The sequence below is a fragment of the Mycobacterium sp. genome, from assembly GCF_052144515.1.
Taxonomy (GTDB): Bacteria; Actinomycetota; Actinomycetes; order Mycobacteriales; family Mycobacteriaceae; genus Mycobacterium.
The window spans coordinates 1-23,503 of sequence record NZ_JBKQQD010000053.1 but is presented as its reverse complement, the minus strand read 5'-3'; the positions used below and the strand labels follow the sequence as shown (position 1 = coordinate 23,503).

The following is a 23,503-nucleotide window of genomic DNA, read 5'->3' as shown; positions in this document are numbered from 1 at the left end:
ACGCTAGGCCGTCCACCAAGGCCGCAGCGGCAGGCTGTCGTCGCCCCACGCGTGGACCTTTGCGGCCAATACGTGATGCAGCTGAAGGTTGTTGCGTTCGAAGGCCACTCGTGATGCCGCCATGTACAAACCCCACACCTTGGCGATCGGCACACCGACCTCGCTGACCGCCTCGTCCCAGTGCTCAACGAGGTTGCGGCACCAGTCGCGCAGCGTCATCGCATAGTGATGGCGGAGGTTCTCCTCGTGCAAAACCTCCATGCCGGCTTCCTGGATCTCGGTGACGACGCGTCCCGAGCCCGTCAGCTCGCCGTCGGGAAAGACGTAGCGGTCGGTGAATCCGCCGGCAAAGGAAGTCGATTTGTTGTCGTGGCGGGTGATGCAGTGGTTGAGCAGCAGACCGCCGGTGCGCAATTTCGACTTGAGGAAGCCGAAGTAGGCAGGGTAATTCTTGACGCCGATGTGCTCGGTCAGCCCGATCGAAGACACAGCGTCGAATCCCGCCTCGCGCACGTCGCGATAGTCGCAATGCCGCACCTCAGCCAGCCCCGCGAGCCCTTCGTCCTCGATCGCATTTTGCGCCCACTTCGCCTGCTCGGCCGACAGCGTGGCACCGATGACCCGCACACCGCGTCGGGCGGCGTAGCGCACCATGCCACCCCAGCCGCAGCCGACGTCGAGCAGGTGGTCACCCGGCCGTAGCCGCAGCTTGTCGAAAATCAGCCGGTACTTGTTCTCCTGCGCCTCTTCCAGCGTCGCGTCGGCGTGCGGATAGACCGCGCAGGTGTAGGTCATCGAGGGTCCAAGTACCCATTCGTAGAACGTGTTGGAGACGTCGTAGTGGTGGTGGATGGCCTCGGCGTCGCGGGTCTTGCTGTGCAAATAGCCGGCGGCGACCCGGCGCCACCGGGGCGGGGTTTCCTGCGGGGGCGGCGCGACCGGCAACAAATGTTCGACGCCGATCGAACGCACGACGTTGGCCAGTACCAATACCGACGGCCGTCTGAATTTGACCCTGTCGGTCAGCGTCTTCAGTAGCTCGTACGGATCGCCGGGATGCACGCCGTAGGTCTGCAGATCACCCGATACGTACGCGCGGGCAATGCCGAGTTCGCCGGGAGCGGTGGCCAGGTAGGTGGCGCCGCGGGGGGTCCGAAGATCCAGGCCCAGTTCGGCATCGTCGTCTCCGGCGCTGCTGCCGTCGTAGGCGGTGAACTTCAGTGGCTGCTGGCCGGTCGCGGTGAAGATCGCCAAGATCTCGGCCATGCTCAGTTTGTGTGATGCGCGCGCGGACTCTCTGATTGCCGTCATCGCCGTTGCACCGCCTTTGCGTAAAGATCGAGGAGACGTGAATCGGGATCGTAGGTTTTCTTCACCGTGTTGTAAGTCTCCCCGCCGTAGAGCTGGTCAAACTCTTCGCGGGTGTAGAAGGAGTCGGAGTACAACGACTTGTGCCCGTCGAGCGCACTCACCTTGGCCTCGATGCGCCGGTTGGTCTCGCCCTCGCTGTCCCCGGCCGGCACGGAGGACCAGAACCCGATGTTGACGTACGTGCGGTCCGGCCGAATCGGATACAGCGGCCAGCCCTCATGATCGCGAAGTCGTAACGGGCACAACCAGATTGGCTCGATTGGCACGTTGTCTAAGAACCACTGCAAGAACTCGCCGGTTCGCTCGACTGGCACCTCGACATCCTGCACCACCCGCTCACGCGGCGGCCGGCCGTTTCGCCTCTCGATCCGGTCGGCGATGCCGAAGCGCTGGTCTGCGGCTATTAGCTTCGAGTAGACGCTGCTGCGTCGGTAGCGGCGCGGCCACCAGCGCCGCAGTCGCGGGTTCTGTGCGCCGAACGCGCGTGAGCACCAGAACCAATCTGTGTCCCAGCGCCAGAGGTAGTCATGGATCGTCAGCCGGTCTTCCTTGACGCCTTCAACACCGGGGCTGCCCCCGTCGTGCTGGATCGACCGGTAATAGATGCGTTGCCCGGTGTAGTCGCTGACCGGTCCCGGGGTCGTGGTGCGCGTGCCGACGCACAAATAGCTCTCGTCGGCACTGAACACCACACCGTCGAGGTAGTGCACTGGGACGCCGTCGCGTCCGCCGGTGTCGATGATGCGTTCCATCGCCGCGATCAGCTCGGTCAACGAGTGGAATCGAATGTGCCGCAACGCTACAAAAGGCGCGACAGGCTCCAGCGCTATCCGTAACCTGGTTGAATACCCCAGCGTCCCATACGAATTGGGGAAGGCGCGGAACAGATCTGCGTGTTGGTCGGCAGTCGCGGTGATCAATTCCCCAGCGCCGGTGAGGATATCCATCTCCAGCACCGATTCGTGTGGCAGACCGTTGCGAAACGACGCCGACTCGATCCCCAGGCCGGTGACCGCACCGCCGAGGGTGATGGTCTTCAACTGCGGAACCACCAGTGGTGAAAGTCCATACGGCAGAGTCGCGGCCACCAGGTCTGCGTAGGTGCACATGCCGGCCACGTCGGCGGTGCGGGCTTCGGGATCGACGTTGATGACATTCGTCAACCCCGAGGTGTCCAGGCCGGGCGCATCGCGTTTGGTGCGGGCGCGAAACAGGTTTGAGGTGGGCTTGGCGAGGCGGACGGCCGCCGTAGCGGGGATGGATCGATAGCTCGCCAACAACCGCTCGACGCCCGCCGTGTGTATGGCCAGTGCAGAAGCTTGGACAGGCACCAGATATACCCTAGTCCCGGATAACGCCCCCTGCATCTACGCACGGGCGACACCGCACATCAACGACGGAGGAGTAGCGCCTGATGGGACAGGTGAGCGCGGCCAGCACGATATTGATCAACGTCGAGCCCGCGGCCACACTCGACGCGGTGGCCGACTACCAGAAGGTCCGGCCGAAAATTCTGTCGCCGCAGTACAGCGAATACGAAGTGCTGCAGGGTGGGCAGGGGGCGGGCACGGTTGCCAAGTGGAAGCTGCAGGCGACCAAATCACGTGTCCGCGACGTGCAGGTCAACGTCGACGTCGGCGGCCACACCGTCATCGAGAAGGACGCGAACTCTTCCATGGTGACCAACTGGACGGTGGCTCCGGCTGGCCCCGGATCCAGCGTCACCATGAAGACCTCGTGGACCGGCGCGGGCGGCATCGGTGGCTTCTTCGAGAAGACCTTTGCTCCGCTGGGGCTGAAGAAGATCCAGGCCGAGGTGCTAGCCAACCTCAAGAAGGAACTGGAAAGCTAGGCCGCTGAGCACACTTTGCGTCTGCGCGCTAGCGCGCCTGGCCCTGGCTGGCCAGAAAGCTCGCGACACCGCGAACCAGCGCGTCGGCGTATTTCTGCCTCCCGTCAGCGGACTCCATCAACGCCGAATCCACGGGATTCTTCATGTTGCCGCACTCGACCAGAATCGACGGATACTGCGCGAGGTTCAGACCGGCCAAGTCTGCGCGGCCATACAGGCCATCCTGGCCGATGTAATTCGCAGGCGGAATGCCCGAGGCCTGCATCTGGTCGCGCATGATCCTCGCGTACTGGATAGACGGTCCGGCCTGCGCTGCGTTAAGCGGTGGGGCCGAGTAGTTGACGTGGAACCCTCGCCCCGTTGCGGGCCCGCCGTCGGCGTGAATACTCAGGATCGCGTTGGGGCGCAACGCGTTGGCCATGTTGGCGCGCTCGTCGACACACGGTCCCAGCGCGTTGTCGTTGCCGCGTGACATGGCGGTCCGTACACCCAGGGCGTTCAGCGCAGCGCGGACACGCAGCGCGGTGTCCCAGGTGAACGTGTGCTCTTGATACCCGTCGTTGGTCGACGTTCCGCTGGCCTGGCAGTCCTTGGTGCCGCCGCGACCGGTGGGCACCTGACGGCTGATGGATGCGTCGTTGGCCCCGTTGTGGCCGGGATCGATGAACACGACCATGCCGGCGATATTGGAGGGGGTTGCGGTCGCGGCGGGCATGGTTGCTGTTGAGGCTGCGACGAGTACGCCAACGACCATCCTGATCCTGACACGTAGGCTGACTCGTACGCTCACTGCGCCAAGGTAACGTTACGCGGTCTACGCTGGGTGTCTCGAATCGCCCGATATCCACAGGCGAGACGAAGTCGGTATCAAAACGCGAGGGGACTGTCATGCAACCCGGAGGCGATATGTCGGCGCTGCTCGCCCAGGCGCAGCAGATGCAGCGGAAGCTACTGGAAACTCAGCAGCAACTCGCGAATGCCGAGGTGCATGGTGAAGCCGGCGGGGGCCTGGTCAAGGTCCTCGTCAAAGGCAGCGGCGAGGTGGTCGGTGTGACGATCGATCCCAAGGTCGCCAACCCCGACGACGTCGAGACCTTGCAGGACTTGATCGTCGGCGCGATGGCCGATGCTTCGAGGCAGGTCACCAAAATGGCGCAGGAACAGCTGGGGGCACTGACCGGCGCGCTGGCGCCTCCTCAGCCCCCGGGGCCCCCGCCACCTCCGGCGCCGGGGTTATGACTCCTACCCAACATGTTTGAGGGACCCGTCCAGGATCTGATCGACGAGCTTGGCAAGCTGCCCGGTATCGGACCCAAGAGCGCGCAGCGTATTGCGTTCCACCTGCTGTCGGTCGAACCGCCGGATATCGACCGGCTGACCGCCGTGCTGGCAAAGGTCCGCGACGGCGTGCGGTTCTGCGCCGTGTGCGGCAACGTCTCCGACGAGGAGCGCTGCCGGATCTGCGCCGATCCGCGCCGGGACGGCTCGCAGGTGTGCGTCGTCGAGGAGCCGAAAGATGTCCAGGCCGTCGAGCGCACCCGCGAATTCCGCGGCCGCTATCACGTCCTGGGTGGTGCGCTTGACCCGCTGTCCGGAGTCGGTCCCGATCAACTGCGGATCCGCGAGCTGCTGAGCCGCATCGGTGAGCGCGTCGACGACGTCGACATCACCGAGGTGATCATCGCCACCGACCCCAATACCGAGGGCGAGGCGACCGCCACCTACCTGGTCCGGATGCTGCGCGACATCCCCGGCCTGACCGTCACGCGGATCGCGTCCGGGCTGCCGATGGGCGGGGACCTGGAGTTCGCCGACGAATTGACGTTGGGCCGCGCGCTCAGCGGCCGCCGCGCGATGGTCTAACGGGGCTCTGACGCCGTGTGGGCGTCCGCGTCTTTTATTTGGTCACGACGGCGAGGTTGTTGCTGGTACCCCACGCTTGTTCAAAGTTGGCCATGGACACCTGCTCGTCGCGGCCGGCTGAGGAACCGGTGTCGTTGAGATGCACCACGCCGGTCCTGGTGTCGATGCCGGTGACAACCACGAAGTGGTTTTCCACACTGCGGTCACCGGGTTTGTTCCAGATGATTTTGTCGTTGAGTCCGACGATCACCTTGCGCCCTTGATCCAGATCTTGGATGAGCGAGTCGGTGTTGGTCTGGACCGCGGAGGCCTGAATCCCGTAGTGCGCCATCAGCACTGGCAGGTCGTTGTTGCTAGTCCTGCTGGCCGGGCGGTAGATCGGTCCGGAGTGGTTCACGCTCGGGACGTTTTCAGCCGCGGCGGTGACCTCGTCCTCGGTGGGCTGGTTGCCGGTGATCTCGCCGACCACATCGGCCACCGCCATCTCGCCGCAGTCGTAATCCTGTTGCTGGTAGCGCCAATACGGCGCGGCGGCAGCCGGGTCGCCGTGCATCCCCTCGGCGTTGATGTGCGGGGCGGGAGCGGCCGGAGCGGCTTGGGCCGCGCCGGCGAATCCGACCCCGGCGACGCTCAGGGCGACCGCGAGCCCGGCGATGCGCGCCGCCGCGGTGACCCTGGTGTTTGACGTGTTAGTCATCAGGTCCATTCTCTCTGCCAGCGTGCGGCGCGTGGGTGTATTGAGAAAAGACTCAGCGATAGCCCTTTACGGATTCTCAAAGGATTCTTGAAGGCGACTCAGCGCGCCGCGAGTCGCTCGCGGCGCAGCAGCTCCACCTCGGGCAGCTGCAGCGGCGCTAGCTCACCCACCACCTTGCTGAGCAGCAGGTCAGCGAGCTCTGGGTTGCGGGCCAGACATGGCCCGTGCATGTAGGTCGCGACCACGCTGCCCTGAACCGCTCCGTCAAAGCCATTGCCGGGGGGGTCGCGGCGGTTACCCGCGCCCCTGACCACGGCACCCAGCGGCGCCGCCGCGGGGCCGAGCACGGTGCCGCCACGGTGGTTCTCGAAACCGGTGAGGCGTTGGGTCAGCCCGGCCAGCAACGGCTTGCTGACCAGCTCGCCGATCGTGCGCGCATCCTGCGGTGACGTGGTCGCATCCAGCAGGCCCACGCCCTCGACCCGTTCGCCCGCCGACGTCTCGTACCAGTGCCCCAGCACCTGGACGGCCGCGCAGATCGCCAGCACCGGCGCACCGCGCTCCGCCGCTCGCTGGAGTCCCGGATGCTTGATCAGATGCCTGGTGGCCAGCCGCTGCGCGTAGTCCTCCGCGCCGCCCAGCGTGTACAGGTCCAACGACTCCGGGACCGGGTCGGCCAGCGTGATCTCGACGATCTCCGCGGTGATGCCCCGCAGCAGTAGCCGCTGGCGCAGCACCACAGCGTTGCCGCCGTCGCCGTAAGTGCCCATCACGTCGGGCAGCACCAGCCCGATCCGCACCGTTGAAGTCGAGTCAGCCATGCCGCGCCAATCTGCGCTGCAGCTGAAGGAAAGCGGTGTAATTGGCGACGACCTCAACCCGCCCGGGCGGGCAGGATGCGATGGCCGCCACGGTGTCGTGCACCAGGGTGTGCCCGACGCCGGCATACCCCAGGCGCACCGCCAGGTCGGTGCCGCGTTCGCCGGCGGCAACTAGGGGCGTCTTCGAGGCGGTGTCTTCGAAGTGCTCGAAGCGCACATCCCACAGCCAGGACAGGTCCTCGCCGTCGGGTACCTGCCCGTTAACCGAGATGACCACCCCGGCCGCGTCTTTGTCCACCATCGACAGCGCCTCCTGCCAGCCGGCCGGATTCTTGGCCAGCAGCATCCGCACTTGGTGCGCGCCGATACGCACGGTCCGATAGCGCCCGGCGACCTCGTCGACGCCGGAAACCGCAGCTACTGCTTTCCCTGGATCGGCGCCCAGCGCGACGGCGGCGGCCACGGCTTGGGCGGCATTGCCGCGGTTCACCGAGCCGGGCAATGCCAGCCCCATCGGCAGGGCCAGCCCGTCGGGTCCGTAGAGGTTGTCGTCGTCGAACCACCAGTGCGGACTGGGCCGCTTGAAGTCGGCGCCGGTGGAATACCAGTGGCCTTCGTTAAAGGGGGGGTCGCGGACGATCACCTCGCCGCTGCGTGGGCAGCTGACCGAGTCGTTCGCCCACGCACCGCCCGCGGCCACCCACACCACGTTCGGGCTGTCGTAGGCGGCCGAGGTCATCAGCACGTCGTCGCAGTTGGCGACCACGACCGTCTGGGGGTGCCCGGCCAGGCCGGCCCGCAGCGCGCGTTCAATGACGTTGATCTCACCGACCCGGTCCAGCTGGTCGCGCGACAGGTTGAGCAGGACGACGACGTCGGCGTCTACCGCGTCCAAGACGTGCGGCACATGCATCTCGTCGACTTCCAGGGCGGCCAGCCCCGCGTCGCGGTGAGCGGCCAGCGCGGCCACCAGGCCGGCATCCATGTTGGCGCCCTCGGCGTTGGTGGCCACCCGTCCCAGCGTGCTCAGCGCGGCCGCGGTCATCCGGGTGGTGGTGGACTTGCCGTTGGTTCCAGTGACGACGACGGTGCGCCGGCCCGCCCCGAGCTGACGCAGAATCGTGCGATCCAGCGTCATCGCGACCAGGCCGCCGATCATGGCCCCGGCCCCGCGTCCGGTGACACGCGACGCCCAGCGTGCGCTCGCCCCGGCGGCCAGGGCTAGACGCGCACGGGTGGTAACCACCCGGGCAGTTTAAGGGCGATCGCAAGCGCGGCGCTTTTTGCCGGGTGCAGCGGGTCGCCCTCGTCGAGTTAAGGGCGATCGCAAGCGCGGCGCTTTTTGCCGGGTGCAGCGGGTCGCCCTCGTCGAGTTCAAGGCGATCTGATTAAGTGCCGACACGAGGCGTGAGCGAACAGGCGATGTCGGTCTGACGTGCCATCCTCTGCGTATGAACGCCGTGAACCCGAAGTCTTGGGGGCGGCCGGCCAGCGAGCCGGATGGGGGATGGGCCGTCATCGATGTCGAGACCTCGGGCTTTCGGCCAGGTCAGGCCCGAATAATTAGCGTTGCCGCACTCGGCCTCGACGCCGCCGGTCGAGTAGCGCAATCCGTGGTCAGCCTGCTCAATCCTGGCGTGGACCCGGGTCCCACCCACGTGCACGGCCTGACGGCCGCCATGCTCGAAGATCAGCCGCAATTCGCCGACATCGTCGGTGACGTGGTCGAGGTACTGCGCGGCCGCACGCTCGTGGCGCACAACGTCGCGTTCGACTACGCATTCCTGGCCGCGGAGGCCGAGATCGCCGGAGCCGAACTCCCCGTCGACACCGTCATGTGCACCGTCGAGCTGGCCCGGCGGCTGGACCTCGGCGTCGACAATCTGCGGCTGGAGACGCTCGCCGCCCATTGGGGCGTGATCCAGCAACGGCCGCACGATGCCTTCGACGACGCAATGGTGTTGACCGGGGTGCTGGCAGCGGCCCTGCAGGGGGCGCGCGAACGTGACGTCTGGCTGCCGGTGCATCCGGTGACGCGGCGCTGCTGGCCCAACGGCCGGGTGACCCATGATGAACTGCGACCGTTGAAGGTGCTGGCGTCCCGAATGCCCTGTCCCTATCTCAACCCGGGGCCCTATCTCCGCGGCCGGCCGCTGATCCAGGGCATGCGGGTGGCCCTGGCGGCCGAGGTGGCACGGACCCACGAGGAGCTCGTCGAGCGGATCCTGCACGCCGGGCTGGCCTATACCGATGTCGTCGACCGCGAGACCTCGCTGGTGATCTGCAACGAACCCGCCGCCGAGCAGGGCAAGGGCTACCTGGCCCGGCAATTGGGGGTACCGGTGGTGTCCGACGCGCAGTTCATGGACTGCGTTCGTCGGGTGGTCGGCGGCACCGGCATGGAGGAGTTCGTCGACGTCACCTCAGTCGACGACCAGCTCGCACTTTTCTGACCACCCTTGAATCACTATATCTGTAGTGGTACTGTCATGCGCGATGGTGACCACTACAGATGTAGTAGACAAAGGCGCCTGGTGGTCCGGGTTCCGTCGGCACGGCTACTACTTCCGCCAGGCAGCGATGCTAACCATTTCGATCGGCGTCGTCATGCACACCTACCGGGTGATCTTCGGCGACGCTCTAGCCGTGCGACACGTGGTGACGTTTACGACGGACCGGATCCTGCTCGTCCCGATGACGTATGCGGCCATCACCGGCATCCTGGTGTGGCGGCGCATACGGTTCGCCAACAAGCGGCATCGGGCGCTGTTTACCGCGTCGCTCGTCTACATCGCGGCCAGCGTGCCGCTACACATCTACCTTGACTATGTGGTCAAGGACCTTTCGTTCGTCACGTGGTTTCCGATGTGGTTCAGTTACCTGTTGCTGATCGCGGTGTATCCGGTGTTCCTGACGATGTTCTGGCGACTGCGCTACCAGGACTGATAGGACGATCTTAGAAAGACAAATGCCCCCGAACCCCGAACGTCGCGCCCAAATCCTCGACGCCGCGATCGGCATCCTCGCCGACGTGGGCGTCGGGGGTCTGACGCATCGCCAGGTCGACGACCGGGCGGGTGTGCCCGCCGGCACCACATCGAATTACTTCCGGACGCGCCAGGCCTTGCTCGAAGCCACGGCCGCCCGCACCGTCGATCTGCATTGGCGGCGCGTCCAGGCATTGCAGGCGCTAGTCGGGCCGCTCACCCAGGACGGCGTCAAAGCGCTGATGACGCGGATGCTTTCCGACCCCGATGATCAGACGCGCCGGTACACGCTGGCCCGGTTCGAGCTGTTCATGGAGGGCACGCGCCGGCCCGAGCTGCAGCCATTCCTGAAGGAGCTGCAAAGCGCCGCGGTGACGTCCGCCACGCTCATCTTCGAGGCGGGGGGCTTCACCCCAACGGCAGAGCAAATGGACGAGCTGAGCCGCCTGCTCAACGGCTATGTATTCAGCAAGTTCACGATCCCTGGCACCCATGACGCAGCCGGGCTGGTCGACCGCCTGGTGCGCGCGTTCTTAGACACCTAACGCCGTCAGCCGCGCCCCTAGTTTCGGGAAGCGCGGTTGACAGCCGACACCACGGCGCGCAGCGACGCGACGGTGATTGACGGCGCGATACCGACACCCCAGACCGTCCGCCCATGGACGGACGCTTCGACGTACGCCGCGGCCTGGGCCTCTTCGCCGGCACTCATGGCGTGCTCGGAGTAGTCCAGGACGGATAAGTCGAACCCGACGGTTCCCAGCGCGTCGACGAAAGCGGCCAGTGGGCCGTTGGCGGAGCCCTTGATCTCGGTCTCCACGCCGTTTATCTTCACGGTCGCGGTGATGCTGGTGGTGCCGGTGTCCTCCTCGGAGGCATCGACGCGCTGCTTGATCCGTTCCAGCGGCAGGATTGGCGCCAGGTACTCCTCGGAGAACGCCTCCCACATCTCCTTGGGTGAGACCTCGCCGCCTTCGCCGTCGGCGATCTTCTGGATCACCTGGGAGAACTCGATCTGCAGCCGTCGCGGCAAGGCCAGGCCGTGGTCGGCCTTCATGATGTAGGCCACCCCGCCCTTGCCGGACTGCGAGTTGACCCGGATCACCGCCTCGTAGGTGCGCCCGACGTCCTTGGGGTCGATCGGCAGGTACGGCACCTGCCAGAGCATGTCCTCGACGTCGGAGTCCGCGGCGTCCGCATCAACCTTCATCTGGTCCAGGCCCTTGTTGATGGCGTCCTGGTGGCTGCCGGAGAACGCGGTGTAGACCAGGTCGCCGCCGTAGGGATGACGTTCGTGCACCGGCAGCTGGTTGCAGTACTCCACCGTGCGCCGGATCTCGTCGATGTTGGAGAAGTCGATTTGCGGATCCACGCCGCGGGAGAACAAGTTCAGCCCCAGCGTCACCAGGCACACGTTGCCGGTGCGCTCGCCATTGCCGAACAGGCAGCCCTCGATCCGGTCGGCGCCCGCCTGATAGCCCAACTCGGCTGCGGCGACGGCGGTTCCGCGGTCATTGTGTGGATGCAGGCTCAGGATCACCGACTCCCGGGTGGCCAGGTTGCGACTCATCCACTCGATCGAATCGGCGTACACGTTGGGCGTGGCCATCTCGACGGTGGCGGGCAGGTTGAAGATGATCGGGTTGTCCGGCGTCGGGGCGATGATCTCGCCGACGGCGTCGCACACCTGCTTGGCATACTCCAGCTCGGTGCCCGTGTAGGACTCCGGCGAATACTCGAACCGCCACTGCGTTTCCGGATGCTTGGCCGCCTCCTCGACGCACTTGCGCGCGCCGTCGGTCGCAATGACCTGCACCGCGGCCCGGTCGGCGCGAAAAACCACGCGGCGCTGCAGGATTGACGTCGAGTTGTAGAAGTGCACAATGGCCCGCGCCGCGCCCTGGCACGCCTCGAATGTGCGCTCGATCAGTTCCGGGCGGCACTGGGTCAGTACCTGGATGGTGACGTCGTCGGGGATCGCGCCCTCAGTGATGATCTCGCGGACGAAGTCGAAGTCGGTCTGGCTGGCCGACGGGAACCCGACCTCGATCTCCTTATAGCCCATGCGAACCAGCAGGTCGAACATGCGGCGCTTGCGGGCCGGGCTCATCGGGTCGATCAGCGCCTGGTTGCCGTCACGCAGGTCGACCGCGCACCACAGGGGAGCTTTATCGATGACGCGGTCGGGCCAGGTCCGGTCGGGCACCCGGATGGGCTCCACTTCCTCTGCGAACGGTCGGTAGCGGCCGACCGGCATCGAGGTGCCGCGCTGGGGATTCCACGTGGGTTGGCCGGGCCCGGGTGGGCCGGCGGGTTTGACGATGGTCCGCGCGGAGGTATAGGCGTCGGGGCTTGCGGATTCAGGAAAGTTGTTCACGGTAGTTGCTCCGGGGAATATCAGAAGGGACCTCAGACCGGCGCATCGCGAACACCCGCGACGGGAAGCCGGTCTGGATCAGACCCCGTCGCGGCGTCCGAGGAGGAGCACCCGCTGCACGTTTGTGCACTTTACCGTGCTTGAGCCCGGTGCCAAAACGGCGGTCACATACGTCACACGGGCCTCCCGGGTGCGGCCTAATGTGGAAGCGATTTAGCCAAAGGAGGCGCCAGTGAGCGAGCACGAAGTACGAATGATCGTCTTGTCGACCGACGACCTGGACGAATCGATCCGGTTCTACAGCGAAACCCTGGGGATGCCGCTGAAGTTCCGCGACGGGGCGCACTTCGCGGCCCTCGACGGTGGGGCTGTCACTCTCGCGTTGGCGACCGCGGTGGACCATCCCATACCCGGGCAGGTCGTCGTCGGCATCAAGATCGCTGACGTCGACGGCGCTGCCAAGGCCGTTGAGGCCACTGGCGGCGGCATCGTGAAAGGCCCGTACGACGACACACACGAGCGTCGTGCCGTGGTCTACGACAACAAGGGCAACGGCTTGGTCTTCTACAGCCCGCTGGCCCGGTGAACGCACTGCCATCAACGGGGCCTCTTCGACATTAAGACGGCTATCGCCGCTCGACATATGCTGCGGCGGTGACCTATTCGCTCAGCGGTGCTACGCCACTTCGAACGGCGTCCGCCCTCTCAACCTGCCGTCGGTTCCTCGCCTGCACGGGACAAAGCGGAATCGAAGGTGCGACCCGGCCCAGTGGCACTACTCATAGGGACGCGCGCCACTCGGAGAGAAATTAGGAACGCACCACGCATGCTAACCCGCGGTTGGCGGTCGCACGGTCGACCCACCACAGAGATCGGAGGGTCCAATGACCGTTCTGCAAGAGCCCACCCGCGTCACAAGCCATGGGCTGGCACATGACTGGGGCCACGTTCGTGGTTACGGCTGGCGACCGCAGCTACCGGATGCCCGGGACAAGCTCTATGCGGCCAGACTCACGGGACCGCTACCCACCGAGTGCGACCTGCGCCCGTCGATGCCGCCGGTCTACGACCACGGTCAGCTCGGATCGTGCACCGGAAATGCCATCGCCGGCGCAATGGAGTACGAGCGGGATCGGCAGGGCTTATCCGACTTCATCCCGTCGCGGTTGTTCGTCTACTACAACGAACGCGCGCTGGAAGGCACCGTGTCCAGCGACTCGGGTGCCGTCATCAGGGACGGCATCAAGGTGGTCAATTCCGACGGCGTGTGCCCGGAAACGCTGTGGCCGTACGACATCGGGATGTTCGCAGTGAAGCCGCCGAAGCATTGCTTCGTCGCCGCGGAGACGGACAAGGCGGTGCAGTACGAGGCGGTCCAGACGCTGGGCGACTTGAAGGACGCGATCGCCTCGAATCTGTCGGTTGTGTTTGGGTTTACCGTCTACCAGAGCTTCGAGTCGCCGGCCGTCGCTCAATCGGGCGTGTTGCCGATGCCCGAACCGGGTGAATCCACGGTCGGCGGCCACGCGGTTGTCGCGGTCGGTTACAACGATTCCACCAACCAGGTGATCGTTCGCAACTCGTGGGGAGCGTCGTGGGGCGACCAAGACTACTTCTACATGCCCTATCAGTACATGACGGGGTCACAGGCCAGCTCGAACAGCTCACCCATCAACGGGGCGCATCTGGCCAGTGATTTCTGGGCGATTCAGCTGGTTTCCTCATAGACGGGATGCTCTGGGCGGTTGTCTCCGCTGCGGGGCTGACCGGCTGATCGCACGCGCGCACCGGTTGGCTCGTCGACGTGCGTGTGCTCGTCACACGTATTCTGTTGTCGACCTAATACCCTCCGCACCCGAAAGAGCAACAGTGGCGCTCGTCGTGCAGAAATACGGCGGATCCTCGGTGGCCGACGCCGACCGGATCCGCCGCGTCGCCGAACGCATCGTCGAGACCAAGAAGCAGGGCAACGACGTCGTCGTGGTGGTCTCGGCGATGGGCGACACCACCGACGACCTGCTGGACTTGGCTCAGCAGGTATGCCCGGCCCCGCCGCCGCGCGAACTCGACATGCTGTTGACCGCCGGTGAGCGCATCTCCAATGCGCTGGTGGCCATGGCGATCGAATCGCTGGGCGCGCAGGCCCGCTCGTTCACCGGCTCGCAAGCCGGCGTGATCACCACCGGCACGCACGGCAACGCGAAGATCATCGAGGTCACACCGGGACGGCTGCAAGCCGCGCTCGAGGAAGGTCGCATCGTTCTGGTCGCCGGATTCCAGGGCGTCAGCCAGGACACCCGGGACGTCACCACGCTGGGCCGGGGTGGCTCCGACACCACCGCGGTCGCCCTGGCCGCGGCGCTGGGTGCCGACGTCTGCGAGATCTACACCGACGTCGACGGGATCTTCAGCGCGGACCCGCGGATTGTGCTCAACGCGCGCAAGCTGGAGACGGTCACCTTCGAGGAGATGCTCGAGATGGCCGCCTGCGGCGCCAGGGTATTGATGCTGCGGTGCGTGGAATACGCGCGGCGCTACAACATTCCCGTGCATGTCCGTTCGTCTTATTCGGACAAATTGGGCACTGTCGTCGTCGGATCGATCAAGGACATAACCATGGAAAGCCCCCTTTTGACCGGAGTCGCACACGACCGCAGCGAGGCCAAAGTCACCGTCGTCGGCATCCCTGACACTCCCGGGTATGCGGCCAAGGTCTTCCGCGCTGTTGCCGACGCCGACGTGAACATCGACATGGTGCTGCAGAACGTGTCCAAGGTCGAAAGCGGCAAGACCGACATCACCTTCACTTGCTCGCGCGATAGCGGGCCGACCGCGGTGGCCAAGCTGGACTCGCTGCAGGATGAGATCGGATTCACCCAGCTGCTCTACGACGACCACATCGGCAAGGTGTCGCTGATCGGGGCGGGCATGCGCAGCCACCCCGGGGTCACCGCGACCTTCTGTGAGGCGCTGTCCGCCGTCGGCGTCAACATCGAGCTGATCTCCACCTCCGAGATCCGCATCTCGGTGCTGTGCCGCGACACTGAACTAGACAAGGCCGTCGTTGCGTTACATGAAGCGTTTGGCCTCGGCGGCGAGGAAGAAGCGACGGTGTATGCGGGGACGGGTAGATAGATATGGGCGCAAATAGCGTGTCGATAGGCGTAGTAGGCGCCACCGGGCAGGTGGGCCAGGTCATGCGGACGCTGCTCGATGAGCGCGACTTCCCGGCGACTTCGGTGCGGTTCTTCGCCTCCGCCCGCTCGCAGGGCCGCAAGCTCCCGTTCCGCGGCCAGGAGATCGAGGTCGAAGACGCCGCTACCGCCGACCCGACCGGCCTGGACATCGCGCTGTTCTCTGCCGGTAAGACGATGTCGCTGGTGCAGGCGCCGCGGTTCGCCGCGGCCGGGGTGACGGTGATCGACAATTCGTCGGCGTGGCGCAAGGACCCGGACGTGCCGCTGGTGGTCTCGGAGGTGAACTACACCCGCGATGCCGCCAACCGGCCCAAGGGAATCATCGCCAACCCGAACTGCACCACCATGGCCGCGATGCCGGTGCTCAAGGTGTTGCACGACGACGCCCAGCTGGTCCGGTTGGTGGTCTCGAGCTACCAGGCGGTCTCGGGTAGTGGCCTGGCCGGGGTGGCCGAGTTGGCCGAGCAGGCGCGTGCGGTCATCGACGATGCCGAACAGTTGGTGCACGACGGCGGCGCGCTGGACTTCCCGCAGCCCAAGACCTATGTCGCGCCGATCGCGTTCAACGTGTTGCCGCTGGCCGGATCGCTGGTGGACGACGGTTCCGGGGAAACCGACGAGGACCAGAAGCTGCGCTTCGAGAGCCGCAAGATCCTCGGCATCCCCGACCTGCAGGTCAGCGGCACCTGTGTGCGGGTTCCGGTATTCACCGGGCACTCGCTGTCGATCAACGCCGAGTTCGCCCGGCCGCTGTCGCCGGAGCGGGCCCGTGAACTGCTCGACGGGGCGCCCGGCGTGAAGCTGGTTGATCTGCCGACCCCGCTGGCCGCCGCCGGCGTGGACGAATCGCTGGTCGGCCGGATCCGGCGCGACCCGGGGGTACCGGACGGGCGTGGTTTGGCGCTGTTCGTCTCGGGCGACAACCTGCGTAAGGGGGCGGCGTTGAACACCATCCAGATCGCTGAGCTGCTGGCCGCTCAACTGTGACCCGCGGGTGAGATCCGCCCGGACCGCGCAGCGCTCGATACTTGCTGCGTCGGTTCTGTGTTTGCTTGCGCCGCAGTGCCTTTCGGTTGCCCGCGCCGATCCGCCGGCGCCCGTCCCCGAGCCGATCCTGCAGCCGCTGGCGCCGGGTCAGGTGTTGCGGATCGGGCCGACGGCCGGGACCGGAACGCCCACCGGTGACTACGGCATCGGCGCCACCGATCTGTGTGAGTTCGTCGATTTCCCCACCGAGCTGCTGCAGGTCTGCGGTGACAGCTTCGCCGGCCAGGGTGTCGGGTTCGGTGGCTGGTACTCGCCGGTCGCGTTGCACGTCGACACGTCGTCGGTCGACGACCCGTCCGGGGTGCGCTACACCGGAGTCACGGGAATCGGCAAACCGCTGCTCGCCGACCCCACCCCGCCAGGGGACTCGCAGCTGCCCGCCGGAGTGGTGGAGATCAACCGGCACAACTATTTGATGGTGACTACGACGAAAAACCTGGAGCCGCAGAACTCGCGGCTGGTGCTAGCCGAACCGGCGCGCGCCGCTTGGCAGACCGTTGCGGGGTCTCGGCGTGCCGCTTCCTACCAGAATGGCTCGCAGACCCAGATCAGCGGGTACTACGACCCGATCCCTACCCCCGATTCGCCGACCGGGTGGGTGTACATCGTCGCCAACAGCTTCACCCGCAGAGATCCGGTGGTGTTGTACCGGGCCACCCCGCAAGCGTTCACCGACCGGTCCCGGTGGCAGGGCTGGGCGGCTGGACCCGGCGGCGGTTGGAACAAGCCACCAACGCCACTCTGGCCGGACAAGGTTGGCGAAATGTGCATCCGCCAGATCGACGGCAAGACGGTGCTGTCCTATTTCAACGCCGACACGGGCAATATGGAGGTGCGCGTCGCCAACGATCCGACATCGCTGGGCGATGCCCCGATGACCACGGTGGTAGAGCACGACGAGTGGCCCGATCCGGCGGAAAGCCTGCCGCCGCCGTATGACAACCGGCTCGCACAGCCGTATGGCGGGTACATTTCGCCCGGCTCTACCCTCGATGAGCTGCGAATTTTCGTCAGCCAATGGGACACCCGGGTCCGGGTGAGCGCGCCGTACCGGGTAATCCAGTTCGCCGTCAACCCGTTCAAGCCCTGATCAGAGGCCATATTTCGGCGAGCGCCTGCTCGACCAGCCCCGCGGCGGCCTCGCGAGTCCGGTCGTTCGCATCCGGCCACAGGTGGCTGTAGGTGTCCAAGGTGAGTCGCGGATGCCCACAAACGGGATCTCCGCGACGTAATCAGTCGGCGCCACGCGCCGGCACAGAAAATATCCGGCGAAGTTTCCAGGTGCCTCGGCAATCCCTAAATGAAAACACCCAGAGCTAAACTAGCTGCCGCGGCGGCCTGACTTGATGATCTCGAGGCGTTCCTTGAGCAGTTCCTCGAGTTCCTCGATCGAGCGGCGTTCCCGCAGCATGTCCCAGGGTGTGCGCGGCACCTTGACCTTCTTGGGTTCGGCCAAGTCACCACCCTCGATCAGGGTGCCCTCCATGCCGTTGCGGCACAGCCAGGTACCGGGGATATCAGCATCGTCGGCGAAGGGGACCTCGAACTCCTCGCCGTTCTCGGTGCGGTACCGCGCGATCTGACGCGGCGCCAGGTCATGGTTGCGGTCAGTCTCGTAGCTCACGGCTCCGAGGCGACTGCCCCTCATGGCGCGATCAGCCATCATCAACACTCCTCATTGCACGTATCACCGCATATCTGTGCAGGTTACGCCCCGGCCATGCCCCCTGCCCGCTGGCGTCGTGCGCGTCGAGGACTGGTGCCTCGGCCCGACAGGCACAGACGGCGTGCCGAACGTCTACCGCGGCTTCACCGGGACGCTGCGGATTGTCGACTGCGACGAGCGGGTGGTCTCATGGCTCATGGGTATCGAGACAGACACATGGCCGCCGCGAGGCGGTGCGGTAATCCTGGAATCGAGGTGAGTCTAGATGCTGGCGCTGTGCCTCACAGCGGGCGCGTTCGCGGCATTCGTCGGTCTTGGTTACGAATGGTCTCTGCTGCGCACCGTGTATCCGGCCGTTCCTGCTGACAAAGGGTGACGATTTCGACGCGATCCATCGGCTTGAAGAGCGCGGAATAGTTGAGATTGTGCCAATTGCCCTTCTCAAGATTGCCGCAACGCCGGTTCTCTATTGGATCGCTACGGCAAGTCAGCGAATCTGGGTTGAACTAGCGCTGCTTGGGTTAATCGTATCCTTCGCGTGGGGATTTGCGGTCCAGATTCCCGCTCACCTGCGATTGAACAAAGAAGGACATAATCGCGAAAAGCTTGCGAGGTTGGCTCGGAACGAGTGGGTAAGGCTCGTGGCCGTGCTGTTCGAAGCCGCTGCCTATGCGGTTCTGTTGTTCGAGAATCTATAGGATGGATGGAGTTGGTCTATATTGGTCCGGTCCTCAGTCATGTGCGTTTTAGAAAAGGTTAAGAGCTAATGGCTCGCCGGAGTCTGAAATCGCTGACTGCGGCTGTGGCATGATGATCAGGTTGGTAAGCGCAGCCTGATGCTCACTGGGCCGCCACCGAAGTTCCACGGAACTCGGGACATCCTCCCAGGCCGTTGTTCGCAGTGGTTGTCGAGGGCCCGCAGGAAAGGGGCGCTGCGATGGATTTTCTGGTATTGCCGCCCGAGGTCAATTCGCTGCGGCTGTATGCCGGTGTGGGGTCGAGTTCGACGTTTGCGGCGGCGGCGGGCTGGGATGGGTTGGCGGCCGAGCTGCGGTCAGCAGCGGCCTCGTTCGCGTCGGTGACCACGGGCTTGTCGGGTGGGTGGTGGCAGGGTCCGTCGTCGGCGGCGATGGTGGACGCGGCCGCCAGCTATGTCGCGTGGCTCGTGGCTGCGGCGACCCGGGCCGAGGAGGCGGCCACCCAAGCCGGGGTGATGGCCGAGGCGTTCCAAGCGGCATTTGCCGAGACGGTGGATCCGGCGGCGGTCGCGACCAATCGCGCGCAATTGGTGTCGCTGGCGGGGTCGAACCTGTTCGGGCAGAACGCTTCGGCCATCGCAGCGATCGAGGCCGAGTACGAGCAAATGTGGGCCCAGGATGTGGCCGCGATGGTGGGTTACCACGCGACGGCTTCGGCGGCCGAAGGGCAACTGATGAAGTGGCAGCTGCTGCCGCAAAGCTTGCCCGCTCAGGGTTCGGCCTCATCCAGTGGGACGCGCATCACCGTGCCCGGTGCTGCTCCGGGGCTCCTCACCGGACATGAGACACCTCAGCAGTACGCGGCGATTAACGCCGCGATTGGCGAGAACTGGTTCCCCGCCACGACCCCAGAGGTGGTTAACTACCCAGCCACCGCCGGCGTGGCCAGCGGCCTTACCGCGCCCACCGCCAACCAGTCCGTCGCCATCGGTCAGCAGGCATTGAACGCCGACATCCTCGGCGCCGTGGCCACCGGACAACCGGTGGTTGTGACAGGTCTGTCGGAGGGCACGGTCGTCATCGACGCCGAGGAAGCCTATTTGGCCACCGCCCCGAACGCGCCACCACCAAACATGGTGACGTTCGTCGAGTTCGCCAACCCTCAGCGCGGCCTGGCCGACACCTACTTCCACGCCGGCGTTACTATCCCCGGCGCCGGATATACCGTGCATGATGCGCCGGTGAGCCAATACAACACCGATGTCGTGTACCGCCAATACGACGGCTGGGCTGATCCTCCCGACCGTCCCTGGCACCTGCTGGCCGACCTGAATGCGATGGCGGGCGCGAACCACTTACACACACCTACCGGGTTGGCCTCGCCGTCGCAGGCGGTGGAGGTGTCCTCCGTGACGGACTCGCTGGGCGGCACCACGACCACGTACATGATCCCAACCGCGACGCTCCCAATGCTGATACCACTTCAGCAAATGGGTGTTCCGTCCCCGATCGTCGGTGCCCTGAATAGCCTGCTTACGCCTATCGTCAACGAGGGCTATTCACAGTTCGACCCGAACGGTGGCCCTTACTTCAGCCAAGGCCACCTGGTGTGGTAACTACCAATGCCGCGTGAGCGCGGCAACCGGCCCACGACACAATGTAGCCATGACCACCACATCCGTAGCTCAGCGTGACGCCAACCAGAAAGCCGCATACCGAATCGCGGCGCTGTTGCTCGGCGTGGGCACCACGCACTTCTTGGCGCCCCAGCCGTTCGACACGATCGTCCCTGCCGAGCTGCCCGGAAGCCCGCGGCTCTACACGTACGGATCGGGAGTCGCCGAGGTAGGCATCGGAGCGCTGCTCCTGGCCCGAGGCACCCGGCGATTCGGCGCGCTGGTGGCCGCCGCGCTGTTCGTCGGAGTCTTCCCGGCAAACGTCAACATGGTCCGGTTGTGGTGGGACAAGCCCTGGCCGATGCGTGTTGTCGCCCTGGCCCGGTTGCCCCTGCAGATTCCGATGATCACCACAGCGCTCAAGGTCAGGCGCAACAGTTAGCGCGCAATCGGTGCCCACTGGACAGTGGATTTAACGTTGTGACATTGGGCTACAGGCGAGGCACCAGACCGTTAGCCTGACGCTTGTGCCTGACGCGGCGAAGATCCGCATCGATTTCACCGGAGCACCGGAAACGATGCTCGCGACGTTGCACGCGAGGGCGTTGGACGCAGACGCCGGCACAACAGTCCTCGGTGACACCTTCGCCAAGGAGTTGGTAAGCCGCATCGACTACGACTGGCGCAAAACCGGCGTCACAGCACGCAATGCTTCCGCGGGCACCGTCCGCAGCATGCAATTCGACAATTGGGCGCGCCAATTCCTCGCACGGCGCCACCGCGCGGTGGTGCTGCACCTCGGCTGCGGACTGGACGATCGCGTCCTCCGGCTCGACCCCGGCCCCGATGTCGAGTAGTACGACGTCGACCAGCCCGAAGTCATCGCGCTGGTGGAGCAACTGTATCCCGCCCGTGAGCACTACCACCCCGTCGCGGCCTCCGTCACAGATCCGGCATGGCTGAGCGCCATCCCAGCGGGGCGTCCAGTACTGCTCATCGCCGAAGGCCTCACCTACTACCTGACCAGAGACGACGGCATCGCGCTGCTACGCCGCGTGGTCGAGCAATTCCGTTCAGGCGAGCTGCATTTCGACGTCTGCAACTGGCTTGGAATCAGGCTCCAGAAAATCAACCCCGTCATCCGACGAACAGGGTCGACGCTGCACTGGGCAGTCAACGAGCCCAACGACATTCTGCAGGCTGTTCCAGGTGTACGGCTGCTGGATGCGATCGCTGTCTTCGAAACCGATGCGTTCAAACAACTGCCGAGTGGCATCTACCGGGCGCTCGGAAAAGTCATGCTGGCTGTCCCGACGCTGCGGACGGTGTCACAGCTCCACCGCTACGCATTCTGAGCCCGGGCTGAAATATAGGCCTAGTCAGCACCTCTACGCGGCGCGTTGGGACTTTGCCCCGCATCTGATTTTCTCCACTGAGTAACCAAGTAGACGACGATCAGGATTGCAATTGCACCGCCGACAACCATTTTTGCTAAGTCCGGGCCCCTCGACGGGTACAGGCCGATCCGTACGAGGTGAACGCGCCCAAGTACCTCGAGTAGGACGAAGACGATGCCCAGAAGCGTGCCGGTTCTTCTATTCGACAGCAGCGATATGGCTGCGGCAACGTAGAAAGTTCCAACGAGGCCAGTCCGGAAGGAAGGTTTCAGCGGCTGGGATAGCAATCCCATCCAGTTGCCGGTGATTCCAACCCATATCTCGGACAGCCCCGCGAAGAAGCAATACCCGCAAACGATCGCTACTCCGGTTCGTTTTGGTTTCGCGGAGGTCCTTGCCATTGGCAGCCAGCACTTAGCCCTGGCTGGCGACTGAGCGCCCGAGATAGGCCATAAGCCGGGCAGTTGGCGTCGAGCCCTCTGGCGCGGATCGGGCCGGGCCGAAGCCGCCAGGTCGCCGCAGCATGCCCTCCGGCAGCGACTCCACAAGCCCACGGCACAACGCCAGCAGGTCATCGGGCAGCTCGATTAGCCAACCTCGTGACCACTGCACGTCCCAGCTGTGCAGCGCCAAGTCCGAGACAGGATAGGTAAGCGCCCGGTGCAGCGGAACCTCACCCTCCGGCGACGGCCGCATCGCATCGAAATCGGCCCCAGGCAGCGCGTCCTGCAGCCGCGCAGCCAGCTCACGAAGCCGTGCCGCCGGGTCGTCGCATACCCAGTCGGCCGGTTGGGAGGGGCCACCCCACACCTTCCCGTCCTCGAGTAGTGTCACGATCTTCGCTGCGCTACCGGTGGCGTGACCCATCAGGTCACGCACGCTCCAACCCTCGAGGTTGGAAGGCTGGTCCCAGCTTTCGCGTGGCGTATGGTCCACAGCGTCGATGAGCAGGTCGATCGCCTCGGCGGCCATCACGCCGATCCGTGCGGTCGTGTCGTTCATGAGCGCATCGTAGGTCTCCGACTTTTCCGGCCTTACCGCGGTCCAAGCTTCTCCCGAATCACCCACGGGGCCTGCGCGTTTGCTGCGCACCAGTAAACGCAGGCGTTTCCGCCACGGCTGAATCAGCTTGCGCCGGTTTGCCTTCTTGCGTACCCGCGCGATGGAGCCAAACGAACTTGTTCTGCCCAGCGGCGCCTGCGAGAAATGGCTTCACCAGCAGCGGATAGGCCTCCATTGCCTGTGCCCGTAGCAACAATTCAGGCCTTTCGAGCGCATACTCTTTGCCGTTCCACGTGAGGGTGCAATTGCCGGCAGCTAAGACGTTTTCGAGCCAGTCAACATAGGGGTATGCCGCCGCAAGCACGAACCCATCACCGAGCGGGTAGGCACTCAGCGGCGTCACATAAGCTCGGCCACTACGCCGACCGACGTGGTGCAGTGTGCTGAGATTGAAATAAAGCATTCCCAGCCGGGTTCCGGCGACCTTGCGCAAATACGGATTCGCCCGCTTGGTGAGCTGGCGCGTCCGATCACTGAGCCATCTCACCTGCATCAGCATCCCCCAGCCGAGTAAGAGTAGATACAATGCCGCCACAGCGCCGGCCACGATAGCAGGCAGCGTCAAAAGTATACGTAGAAAACGGATTAACGGCGTTCGGCTCGTCATGGTGCGACCTCCTGGTAACTCTCCGGGCCAAGACTGCCTGCTGGCCGCAGTGACACCGGCCTGCGGATCCGAGCACCACTTTTCGCTTCGGACCGCCCGCCGATCTAGGGTCGCAAGTCCCTAGGAGCCTGGGTCGGTAAATGGCTCGGCGGGTCCACCGGTGCTGCGCGGCATGGTCGGTTTCATTGTGCGGTCAGGGTGGGGATTTCGGCATTTCGTCGCCGTGAGCGCACTTCAACGTCGTG

Annotated in this window: 24 protein-coding genes and 1 pseudogene; 15 read left to right on the top strand and 10 right to left on the bottom strand. The window is 65.1% G+C overall.

Going from position 1 to position 23,503, the window contains the following annotated elements; genetic code table 11:
• Nucleotides 1-3: 3 nt before the first annotated feature.
• Both ACLP9N_RS02730 and ACLP9N_RS02725 read right to left on the bottom strand, forming a co-directional pair.
• A complete protein-coding gene (locus ACLP9N_RS02730) occupies nt 4-1,311 on the bottom strand; it encodes a class I SAM-dependent methyltransferase (RefSeq protein ID WP_442405950.1) in 1,308 nt (435 codons plus the stop codon).
• Nucleotides 1,308-2,705, bottom strand: a complete 1,398-nt coding sequence (locus ACLP9N_RS02725; protein WP_442405975.1) for an FAD-binding oxidoreductase — start codon at nt 2,703-2,705, stop codon at nt 1,308-1,310. The genes ACLP9N_RS02730 and ACLP9N_RS02725 overlap by 4 nt, the downstream gene beginning before the upstream one ends.
• An 80-nt stretch (nt 2,706-2,785) precedes the next feature.
• Here ACLP9N_RS02725 and ACLP9N_RS02720 point away from each other — a divergent pair, with 80 nt between their 5' ends.
• Nucleotides 2,786-3,223: an SRPBCC family protein gene (locus ACLP9N_RS02720; protein ID WP_442405949.1), complete on the top strand. Its 438-nt coding sequence runs from the start codon at nt 2,786-2,788 to the stop codon at nt 3,221-3,223.
• A gap of 28 nt (nt 3,224-3,251) precedes the next feature.
• On the opposite strand, the gene ACLP9N_RS02715 is transcribed toward ACLP9N_RS02720, so the two are convergent.
• A complete protein-coding gene (locus tag ACLP9N_RS02715) occupies nt 3,252-3,977 on the bottom strand; it encodes an Rv3717 family N-acetylmuramoyl-L-alanine amidase (RefSeq protein WP_442405974.1) in 726 nt (241 codons plus the stop codon).
• 134 nt (nt 3,978-4,111) lie between these two features.
• Here ACLP9N_RS02715 and ACLP9N_RS02710 point away from each other — a divergent pair, with 134 nt between their 5' ends.
• Together ACLP9N_RS02710 and recR are read left to right on the top strand one after the other, a co-directional pair.
• Nucleotides 4,112-4,462 (top strand): YbaB/EbfC family nucleoid-associated protein, encoded by a 351-nt coding sequence (locus ACLP9N_RS02710; protein WP_442405948.1) that lies wholly within the window; start codon nt 4,112-4,114, stop codon nt 4,460-4,462.
• A 12-nt stretch (nt 4,463-4,474) separates the two neighbouring features.
• Nucleotides 4,475-5,086, top strand: coding sequence for a recombination mediator RecR (gene recR / locus ACLP9N_RS02705; RefSeq protein WP_085232642.1), 612 nt, complete (start codon nt 4,475-4,477; stop codon nt 5,084-5,086).
• A 34-nt stretch (nt 5,087-5,120) separates the two neighbouring features.
• Here recR and ACLP9N_RS02700 read toward each other — a convergent pair whose 3' ends face one another.
• From ACLP9N_RS02700 to ACLP9N_RS02690, 3 genes are all read right to left on the bottom strand, one after another.
• Nucleotides 5,121-5,783 (bottom strand): C39 family peptidase, encoded by a 663-nt coding sequence (locus ACLP9N_RS02700; protein ID WP_442405947.1) that lies wholly within the window; start codon nt 5,781-5,783, stop codon nt 5,121-5,123.
• Nucleotides 5,784-5,881: 98 nt separating this feature from the next.
• On the bottom strand, nt 5,882-6,604 hold the full coding sequence (locus ACLP9N_RS02695; protein ID WP_442405946.1) for a type 1 glutamine amidotransferase: 723 nt from the start codon (nt 6,602-6,604) through the stop codon (nt 5,882-5,884).
• Nucleotides 6,597-7,850 carry a MurT ligase domain-containing protein gene (locus tag ACLP9N_RS02690; protein ID WP_442405945.1) on the bottom strand — a complete coding sequence of 418 codons (1,254 nt, stop codon included), beginning with the start codon at nt 7,848-7,850 and terminating at the stop codon, nt 6,597-6,599. Before ACLP9N_RS02690 ends, ACLP9N_RS02695 begins: the two co-directional genes overlap by 8 nt.
• A gap of 205 nt (nt 7,851-8,055) precedes the next feature.
• Between ACLP9N_RS02690 and ACLP9N_RS02685 the strand changes: the two genes are divergently transcribed.
• The 3 genes from ACLP9N_RS02685 to ACLP9N_RS02675 are packed head-to-tail and all read left to right on the top strand — an operon-like array spanning nt 8,056 to nt 10,136.
• Entirely contained in the window at nt 8,056-9,057 is a 1,002-nt protein-coding gene (locus ACLP9N_RS02685) for a DEDDh family exonuclease (RefSeq protein ID WP_442405944.1), read from the top strand.
• Nucleotides 9,058-9,082: 25 nt separating this feature from the next.
• Entirely contained in the window at nt 9,083-9,550 is a 468-nt protein-coding gene (locus tag ACLP9N_RS02680) for a hypothetical protein (protein WP_442405943.1), read from the top strand.
• A gap of 22 nt (nt 9,551-9,572) precedes the next feature.
• Nucleotides 9,573-10,136: a TetR/AcrR family transcriptional regulator gene (locus ACLP9N_RS02675; protein WP_442405942.1), complete on the top strand. Its 564-nt coding sequence runs from the start codon at nt 9,573-9,575 to the stop codon at nt 10,134-10,136.
• A gap of 17 nt (nt 10,137-10,153) precedes the next feature.
• On the opposite strand, the gene leuA is transcribed toward ACLP9N_RS02675, so the two are convergent.
• Nucleotides 10,154-11,968, bottom strand: a complete 1,815-nt coding sequence (gene leuA, locus ACLP9N_RS02670; RefSeq protein WP_442405941.1) for a 2-isopropylmalate synthase — start codon at nt 11,966-11,968, stop codon at nt 10,154-10,156.
• A 232-nt stretch (nt 11,969-12,200) separates the two neighbouring features.
• Between leuA and ACLP9N_RS02665 the strand changes: the two genes are divergently transcribed.
• The 5 genes from ACLP9N_RS02665 (at nt 12,201) to ACLP9N_RS02645 (ending at nt 17,302) form a co-directional block, all read left to right on the top strand.
• A complete protein-coding gene (locus tag ACLP9N_RS02665) occupies nt 12,201-12,554 on the top strand; it encodes a VOC family protein (protein WP_442405940.1) in 354 nt (117 codons plus the stop codon).
• A gap of 298 nt (nt 12,555-12,852) precedes the next feature.
• Nucleotides 12,853-13,695 (top strand): C1 family peptidase, encoded by an 843-nt coding sequence (locus ACLP9N_RS02660; protein WP_442405939.1) that lies wholly within the window; start codon nt 12,853-12,855, stop codon nt 13,693-13,695.
• Nucleotides 13,696-13,837: 142 nt separating this feature from the next.
• Nucleotides 13,838-15,103: an aspartate kinase gene (locus ACLP9N_RS02655; RefSeq protein ID WP_442405938.1), complete on the top strand. Its 1,266-nt coding sequence runs from the start codon at nt 13,838-13,840 to the stop codon at nt 15,101-15,103.
• A gap of 2 nt (nt 15,104-15,105) precedes the next feature.
• Nucleotides 15,106-16,152, top strand: a complete 1,047-nt coding sequence (locus tag ACLP9N_RS02650; protein WP_442405937.1) for an aspartate-semialdehyde dehydrogenase — start codon at nt 15,106-15,108, stop codon at nt 16,150-16,152.
• A gap of 55 nt (nt 16,153-16,207) precedes the next feature.
• On the top strand, nt 16,208-17,302 hold the full coding sequence (locus tag ACLP9N_RS02645; protein WP_442405973.1) for a DUF4185 domain-containing protein: 1,095 nt from the start codon (nt 16,208-16,210) through the stop codon (nt 17,300-17,302).
• A 231-nt stretch (nt 17,303-17,533) separates the two neighbouring features.
• On the opposite strand, the gene ACLP9N_RS02640 is transcribed toward ACLP9N_RS02645, so the two are convergent.
• Nucleotides 17,534-17,875 carry an RNA polymerase-binding protein RbpA gene (locus ACLP9N_RS02640; protein ID WP_442405936.1) on the bottom strand — a complete coding sequence of 114 codons (342 nt, stop codon included), beginning with the start codon at nt 17,873-17,875 and terminating at the stop codon, nt 17,534-17,536.
• 79 nt (nt 17,876-17,954) lie between these two features.
• Here ACLP9N_RS02640 and ACLP9N_RS02635 point away from each other — a divergent pair, with 79 nt between their 5' ends.
• The 4 genes and pseudogenes from ACLP9N_RS02635 to ACLP9N_RS02620 all read left to right on the top strand — a co-directional run bounded on the left by ACLP9N_RS02635 (nt 17,955) and on the right by ACLP9N_RS02620 (nt 21,547).
• Entirely contained in the window at nt 17,955-18,137 is a 183-nt protein-coding gene (locus ACLP9N_RS02635; protein ID WP_442405935.1) for a hypothetical protein, read from the top strand.
• A 678-nt stretch (nt 18,138-18,815) separates the two neighbouring features.
• Nucleotides 18,816-20,192 carry a PE-PPE domain-containing protein gene (locus ACLP9N_RS02630; RefSeq protein WP_442405934.1) on the top strand — a complete coding sequence of 459 codons (1,377 nt, stop codon included), beginning with the start codon at nt 18,816-18,818 and terminating at the stop codon, nt 20,190-20,192.
• Nucleotides 20,193-20,241: 49 nt separating this feature from the next.
• Nucleotides 20,242-20,634, top strand: coding sequence for a DoxX family protein (locus ACLP9N_RS02625; RefSeq protein WP_442405933.1), 393 nt, complete (start codon nt 20,242-20,244; stop codon nt 20,632-20,634).
• A gap of 136 nt (nt 20,635-20,770) precedes the next feature.
• A pseudogene (locus ACLP9N_RS02620) lies at nt 20,771-21,547 on the top strand (class I SAM-dependent methyltransferase).
• A 456-nt stretch (nt 21,548-22,003) separates the two neighbouring features.
• Here ACLP9N_RS02620 and ACLP9N_RS02615 read toward each other — a convergent pair.
• On the bottom strand, nt 22,004-22,591 hold the full coding sequence (locus ACLP9N_RS02615) for a TIGR03086 family metal-binding protein (RefSeq protein WP_442405932.1): 588 nt from the start codon (nt 22,589-22,591) through the stop codon (nt 22,004-22,006).
• 58 nt (nt 22,592-22,649) lie between these two features.
• On the bottom strand, nt 22,650-23,258 hold the full coding sequence (locus ACLP9N_RS02610) for a hypothetical protein (protein ID WP_442405931.1): 609 nt from the start codon (nt 23,256-23,258) through the stop codon (nt 22,650-22,652).
• Between the last annotated feature and the right edge of the window lie 245 nt (nt 23,259-23,503).

Bases quoted from the DNA above. Each gene is read 5' to 3' on its own strand.
- ACLP9N_RS02730 (WP_442405950.1), bottom strand. From the start codon at position 1,311: ATGACGGCAATCAGAGAGTCCGCGCGCGCATCACACAAACTGAGCATG.
- ACLP9N_RS02720 (WP_442405949.1), top strand. From the start codon at position 2,786: ATGGGACAGGTGAGCGCGGCCAGCACGATATTGATCAACGTCGAGCCC.
- ACLP9N_RS02715 (WP_442405974.1), bottom strand. From the start codon at position 3,977: ATGGTCGTTGGCGTACTCGTCGCAGCCTCAACAGCAACCATGCCCGCC.
- ACLP9N_RS02710 (WP_442405948.1), top strand. From the start codon at position 4,112: ATGCAACCCGGAGGCGATATGTCGGCGCTGCTCGCCCAGGCGCAGCAG.
- recR (WP_085232642.1), top strand. From the start codon at position 4,475: ATGTTTGAGGGACCCGTCCAGGATCTGATCGACGAGCTTGGCAAGCTG.
- ACLP9N_RS02700 (WP_442405947.1), bottom strand. From the start codon at position 5,783: ATGACTAACACGTCAAACACCAGGGTCACCGCGGCGGCGCGCATCGCC.
- ACLP9N_RS02695 (WP_442405946.1), bottom strand. From the start codon at position 6,604: ATGGCTGACTCGACTTCAACGGTGCGGATCGGGCTGGTGCTGCCCGAC.
- ACLP9N_RS02685 (WP_442405944.1), top strand. From the start codon at position 8,056: ATGAACGCCGTGAACCCGAAGTCTTGGGGGCGGCCGGCCAGCGAGCCG.
- ACLP9N_RS02675 (WP_442405942.1), top strand. From the start codon at position 9,573: ATGCCCCCGAACCCCGAACGTCGCGCCCAAATCCTCGACGCCGCGATC.
- ACLP9N_RS02660 (WP_442405939.1), top strand. From the start codon at position 12,853: ATGACCGTTCTGCAAGAGCCCACCCGCGTCACAAGCCATGGGCTGGCA.
- ACLP9N_RS02650 (WP_442405937.1), top strand. From the start codon at position 15,106: ATGGGCGCAAATAGCGTGTCGATAGGCGTAGTAGGCGCCACCGGGCAG.
- ACLP9N_RS02640 (WP_442405936.1), bottom strand. From the start codon at position 17,875: ATGGCTGATCGCGCCATGAGGGGCAGTCGCCTCGGAGCCGTGAGCTAC.
- ACLP9N_RS02630 (WP_442405934.1), top strand. From the start codon at position 18,816: ATGGATTTTCTGGTATTGCCGCCCGAGGTCAATTCGCTGCGGCTGTAT.
- ACLP9N_RS02625 (WP_442405933.1), top strand. From the start codon at position 20,242: ATGACCACCACATCCGTAGCTCAGCGTGACGCCAACCAGAAAGCCGCA.
- ACLP9N_RS02615 (WP_442405932.1), bottom strand. From the start codon at position 22,591: ATGAACGACACGACCGCACGGATCGGCGTGATGGCCGCCGAGGCGATC.
- ACLP9N_RS02610 (WP_442405931.1), bottom strand. From the start codon at position 23,258: ATGACGAGCCGAACGCCGTTAATCCGTTTTCTACGTATACTTTTGACG.